Genomic DNA, 5,094 nt, shown 5'->3' on the forward strand with positions numbered 1-5,094 from the left:
TTTCGGTGATCACAAGCCAGCGCTCGTGGACTCCGTCCTGCTTCGACGTTTAGCCTCCGCCAAACTGCCGGGCAGTGAGCAATGGTTGTTCACGGACGACGCGATGCAACAAGCCACTCCCGGCGTTGTCGCGGCCCACCGCGCGCAGCGTCTGATCGGGCGCGACGTCCACGACGTGACGTGCTCCATCGGCGCCGAACTGCATGCCTTGACCGGAGTTGCGCATCGCATGATCGGCAGCGACATCGATTCCGTTCGCCTGGCGATGGCACAGCGCAATGTGCCGAGCGCAGCGTTGCTGCGGGCCGACGCGCTCCGCCCGACGACACGCGACACCGTCGTGCTGGCAGACCCCGCACGGCGATCGGGCGGTCGCCGCACTCACGATCCGGCAGCGTTGATGCCACCGTTGCCGGACCTCATCGAGGCGTACTCCGGCCGTGATCTCGCGGTGAAGTGTGCTCCCGGACTCGATTTCGACAAGCTGGGCTGGGACGGGGAAGTCGAGGTCGTCTCACTCGACGGCGGCGTCAAGGAAGCCTGCCTGTGGTCGACGGGACTGGCCGAGTCCGGCGTCACGCGCCGAGCTTCGGTCCTTCGCTCCGACGGGAGCGGGTGGGCGATCACCGACGCCGAGGACGACGTGATTCCGGAGCAAGCGCCGGGGGAGTGGATCATCGACCCGGACGGAGCGGTAGTGCGCGCAGGCCTCGTGCGCCACTACGCGGCCAGACACGGCCTCTGGCAGCTCGATCCACGCATCGCTTATCTGACCGGTGACAGCGTCCCTGAGGGAGTTCGCGGATTCCGGATCCTCGAGCAGATCAAGTACTCGGAGAAACTGCTCAAACAGACACTGTCCAAGTGGGACTGCGGTGTGGCCGAAATCCTGGTGCGAGGAGTCGACGTGGACCCGGCAGTGCTGCGTCCACGGCTCAAGCTGAAGGGCTCGCGTGCGCTGAGCGTCGTGATCGTGCGGATCGGACGATCGGCGTCGGCCTTCATCTGTGAGGCGTCCCGCTAGCTCATTTGAAGACGAACAGCTCACCGATTGCGCTGGGCGTCAACACTTCGCCCTTGGGGCCGATCGAGGTACCGACGGTGAAGCCGACTGCTCCCGGCAACGTGTCCTGATCCACCGTCTCACCGGTTTCGGTGTCGAAGGTGATCAGGCTCAGTCCGTTCTCACCCTCGCGGACGACGGTGTATCCGGTGTTGCCGGCGGTCTGCGCCGGAACGCCCAGTTGCAGAAGGTCTTTACGTTCCCAGGCCAGTTCGGCGTGATCTCCCTCGTCGCGCACGGCAAGGAGGTGGCCCTTGTCGCCGCCGGCGGGAATGATCAAACCGTCGTCGGACGTCGAGGCGCTACCGGCCGAGTTGAAGCCGATGTCGTAACTCCACCTGGTGTCGCCGGTTTCGGCGTCCACTGCCCACAGCGACCCGCTGTTGTCGGTGGCGTACACGGTCTTGCCGTCCTTCGACAGGTCCGGACTCGATGCCGTCCCGCCGGGAAGCGCGTCCGTGGACCACTCGCGGGTGATGGACGGATTGTCGCCGCCCGTGTACTTCATGGCCACCAGATCGGCTGCCTGAGAACTGGGTCCGTAGAAGGTGAAGTAGAACTTGCCGGTGCCCAGGTCCACTGCCGGGGTATTGGCCACCGGGCAGCCGGCAGTACCGAGGAAGCACTCGTTCAAACCCTTGTTGTCGGGAATGAGTTCTGCATTCGCGCCCTGGTCGATCGACGGCGGCGGGATCAGGTCGAACGACGGAAGAACCTTTGCGCCGGTCTGCGGGTCGAGCACGTTGATCTGACCCAATTGGGTGATGAACAACAGGTTTCCGTCGCCGGTGAACTGTGACGAGAGAGGAGTGCCCACAACGAGCGTGCGCCAACGCAATTGACCAGTCTCGGTGAAGGACATCATCGCGCCGCTCTCGCCGACGTAGACATTGGTGGCAGTGTCGACGATGGGCGTCGAGGCGACTACTCCGTCGTTGAGTCGAGCGCACCACTTCTTGCGACCCGTATCCATCTGGAACGAGAAGAGATTGCAGCCGTTCTCGGTGCGGGCGGTGACGAAGCTCTGGCCGTTCGCGGCCACCGAGGCGTACGCGGCAACCGGACCGCCGAGAGGGCGTGACCATGCGAACTCGACATCGCGTGATCCGGTGACCGGGCTCGTGTCGCTGTTGCGGGCGTCGGCATGCATGGCCGGCCAACCCGCCGACGCGTACCGGTCCACCCGTCCGTCGTCGCTGCCGCAACCGGCGATCAGGGCCGCAGCGATCGCCGTCGACACCATCACGGACGACCGTAGGACCCGCCGCATCACAATCTCCCTGCCTTCACTTGATCAAGAGCCCTCGGTAACTGCACAAGCCCGGACCAGAGACTATCCCGACCGGGGCAACGTGACGGGGCACACCCCGAGGGTCGGTGAGTCGGCCCCACGTAGGCTGAACACTCATGACGAGCATGTGGGGCGCACCGTTGCGCACTCGATGGCGGGGATCACGCCGAGGCGACAGCGATCAGGCCAAGTTCTTGACGGTCGATTCCCTCAAATGGGTTCTGGCGAACAAGGCGTACACACCCTGGTATCTGGTGCGGTACTACCGTCTCGCCAAGTTCAAGATGGCCAACCCGCACGTGATCCTGCGCGGCATGGTGTTCCTCGGCAAGAACGTCGAAATCCATTCCACCCCCGACCTGTCCCGCCTCGAGATCGGGCGCTGGGTGCACATCGGTGACGGCAACGCGATCCGCTGCCACGAAGGCTCGCTGCGCATCGGCGACAAGGTCGTCTTCGGCAAGGACAACGTCGTCAACACGTACCTCGACATCGAAATCGGTGCGTCGACGCTCGTAGCCGACTGGTGCTACATCTGCGACTTCGACCACCGCATGGACGACATCAACACACCGATCAAGGACCAGGGCATCGTCAAGGGCCCCGTCCGTATCGGCCCGGACACGTGGGTGGCAGCGAAGGTCACCGTGCTGCGAAATACCCGCGTCGGACGCGGTTGTGTCCTCGGGGCGCACGCCGTCGTCAAAGGCGACATCCCGGACTACAGCATCGCGGTCGGCTCGCCCGCGAAGGCGGTCAAGAACCGCAAGTCCGATTGGGAAGCCGGCGCTGCCGATCGCGCGAAGTACATCGCGGCGCTCGAAGACATCGCGCGCAAGAAGGCCGCCGCAGACGCTGCCGACGCGTCGTCGACGTCGTAGCTCATTTTCCGCAGAACCAGCGATTACTTTCGGCGCCGCCACCGGTCTGTATCGGTATCGGCGCCGAAAGTCTGCGCCGGTGAAAGGAGTGCCGACATGAGCGAACAGACACCCGAATGGGTCGTGGCGCAGCGCCGCGAACTGGTGGGATTTCTCGAAGGCCTGAGCACGGAGCAGTGGAACGCGCCGACCCTGTGCGAGGGGTGGCGGGTCCGCGAAGTGATCGCGCACATCACCATGCCCTACCGATACTCGGCGCCGCGATTCGTCGTGGAAATGGTCAAGTCACGCGGAAACTTCAACAAGATGTCGAACCGGCGAGCGCTCGCCGATGCGTCGGAAGTCGGTGAGCGACAACTGCTTGCCTCGCTTCGCGACAACGTTGCACACCCGTGGAAGCCACCAGGCGGCGGCTTCGAGGGTGCGCTCTCGCACGACGTGATCCACGGTCAGGACATTCGCGTGGCACTCGGCGACGACTACGTGGTGCCCGAAGACCGGCTCACTCGCGTGCTCAGCGGACTCTCGCCCAAAACCCTGAAGTATTTCGGGACGGACCTCGACGGCGCTCGGCTGCGCGCCGACGACCGAGACTGGACGTACGGTGCCGGCGCCGAGGTTCACGGGGCGGCGCAGGATCTCCTGCTCGTGCTGTGCGGCCGGATGCTGCCACCAGGCCATCTGCTCGGGGATGCGAGTTCTCGTTTCACCGCGCCACTCCCGACCCCCTGAGATCAGCACAAAGCGAGCTCAGCGACCGGGCAGCGGACGCTCGGGGATCTGCGGACGGGCCAACGGCTGTCGCACCCGACGCTTCGCGCCCGCGTAGACGTGAGCAGTCTCCTCGGCGACCTGATGCCAGTCGAAGTCCGATGTCAGGCGTGCGCGGGCGGCCACCGCCCGTTCCTGTGCCCCGGCGGGATCGTCGAGTACCTCGCGGACAGCCGAGGTGAGCCCGGCGATGTCGCCCGGTTGGAAGGACATCCCCGTCACCCCGTCGACGACGGCTTCGCCCAGTCCGCCTGCGGTGGACGTGATCAGCGGAGTGCCGGCCGCCGCCGCTTCGAGGGCGATGATCCCGAACGGCTCGTAGCGCGACGGCAGGACGATGGCGTCCGCTCCGTGCAGCCAGCTGAGCAGTTCCGTGTGATCGAGGTTGCCGAGAAAGTCCACCGCCCGCGCGACGCGATGCGTGCGTGCCTGTTGGTAGAGCCAGGTGAACTGGGTGCCTTCGCCCGCGATCGCGAGGGTCGTGCCGGGGTGGCTACGACGGATTCGGGGGAGTGCTGCGATGGCGTCCTGCACGCCCTTCTCGTATTCCAGGCGGCCGACGAAGAGGAGTTTCGGCGGTCCGGATCGCGGTCCACGTTCGCGAAAGTTCCACGTGGTCACGTCGATTCCGTTGCGGATGACGGTGATCGGCGGCAGCGTCGGGCCGTAGAGCTCGGTCACTTCTTCCTGCATGGACGCCGAACAGGTTATGAGAGAGTCGGATTCGTTTGCCAGCCACCACTCGACGGAGTGGACCTGGCGGTTGATGCGTCCGGAGATCCAGCCGCTGTGGCGACCCGCCTCGGTGGCGTGAAGTGTGGAAACCAGTGGGACATCATAGAATTCGGCCAGGGCGATCGCCGGATGCGCGACCAGCCAGTCGTGCGCGTGCACGACGTCGGGCTGCCAGCCCTCGCCCACTCCTGGCTTGTGCAGCGCCGTCCCGGCCCGGACCATCGCGTGACCCATCGCGAGGGTCCACGCGAGCATGTCCTCGCCGAAGACGAAGTGTGCGGGGTCCTCGGCCACTGCGACGACAAGGACGCCCTCGGAAATGTGCGTGATCGTCGGGTGCGTCGACGCATCCG

At 65.4% G+C, this 5,094-nt stretch carries 5 protein-coding genes; 3 read left to right on the forward strand and 2 right to left on the reverse strand.

Annotation, left to right across the window (positions count from 1 at the left end; all coding sequences use genetic code 11):
* On the forward strand, positions 1-1,024 hold a 1,024-nt coding region (locus RWT78_RS28095; protein ID WP_314682536.1), incomplete at its 5' end, for a THUMP-like domain-containing protein.
* A 1-nt stretch (position 1,025) separates the two neighbouring features.
* Here RWT78_RS28095 and RWT78_RS28100 read toward each other — a convergent pair.
* Positions 1,026-2,333, reverse strand: coding sequence for a PQQ-binding-like beta-propeller repeat protein (locus RWT78_RS28100; protein ID WP_050655129.1), 1,308 nt, complete (start codon positions 2,331-2,333; stop codon positions 1,026-1,028).
* 137 nt (positions 2,334-2,470) lie between these two features.
* Here RWT78_RS28100 and RWT78_RS28105 point away from each other — a divergent pair, with 137 nt between their 5' ends.
* Positions 2,471-3,235 (forward strand): acyltransferase, encoded by a 765-nt coding sequence (locus tag RWT78_RS28105; protein WP_003944741.1) that lies wholly within the window; start codon positions 2,471-2,473, stop codon positions 3,233-3,235.
* A 96-nt stretch (positions 3,236-3,331) separates the two neighbouring features.
* Positions 3,332-3,967 carry a maleylpyruvate isomerase family mycothiol-dependent enzyme gene (locus tag RWT78_RS28110; protein WP_042926126.1) on the forward strand — a complete coding sequence of 212 codons (636 nt, stop codon included), beginning with the start codon at positions 3,332-3,334 and terminating at the stop codon, positions 3,965-3,967.
* 18 nt (positions 3,968-3,985) lie between these two features.
* On the opposite strand, the gene RWT78_RS28115 is transcribed toward RWT78_RS28110, so the two are convergent.
* Positions 3,986-5,094, reverse strand: a 1,109-nt coding sequence (locus tag RWT78_RS28115; RefSeq protein ID WP_314682544.1) for a glycosyltransferase family 4 protein, incomplete at its 5' end; no start/stop codon positions are given.

This window comes from uncultured Rhodococcus sp. (genome assembly GCF_963525155.1).
GTDB lineage: Bacteria > Actinomycetota > Actinomycetes > Mycobacteriales > Mycobacteriaceae > Rhodococcus_F > Rhodococcus_F qingshengii.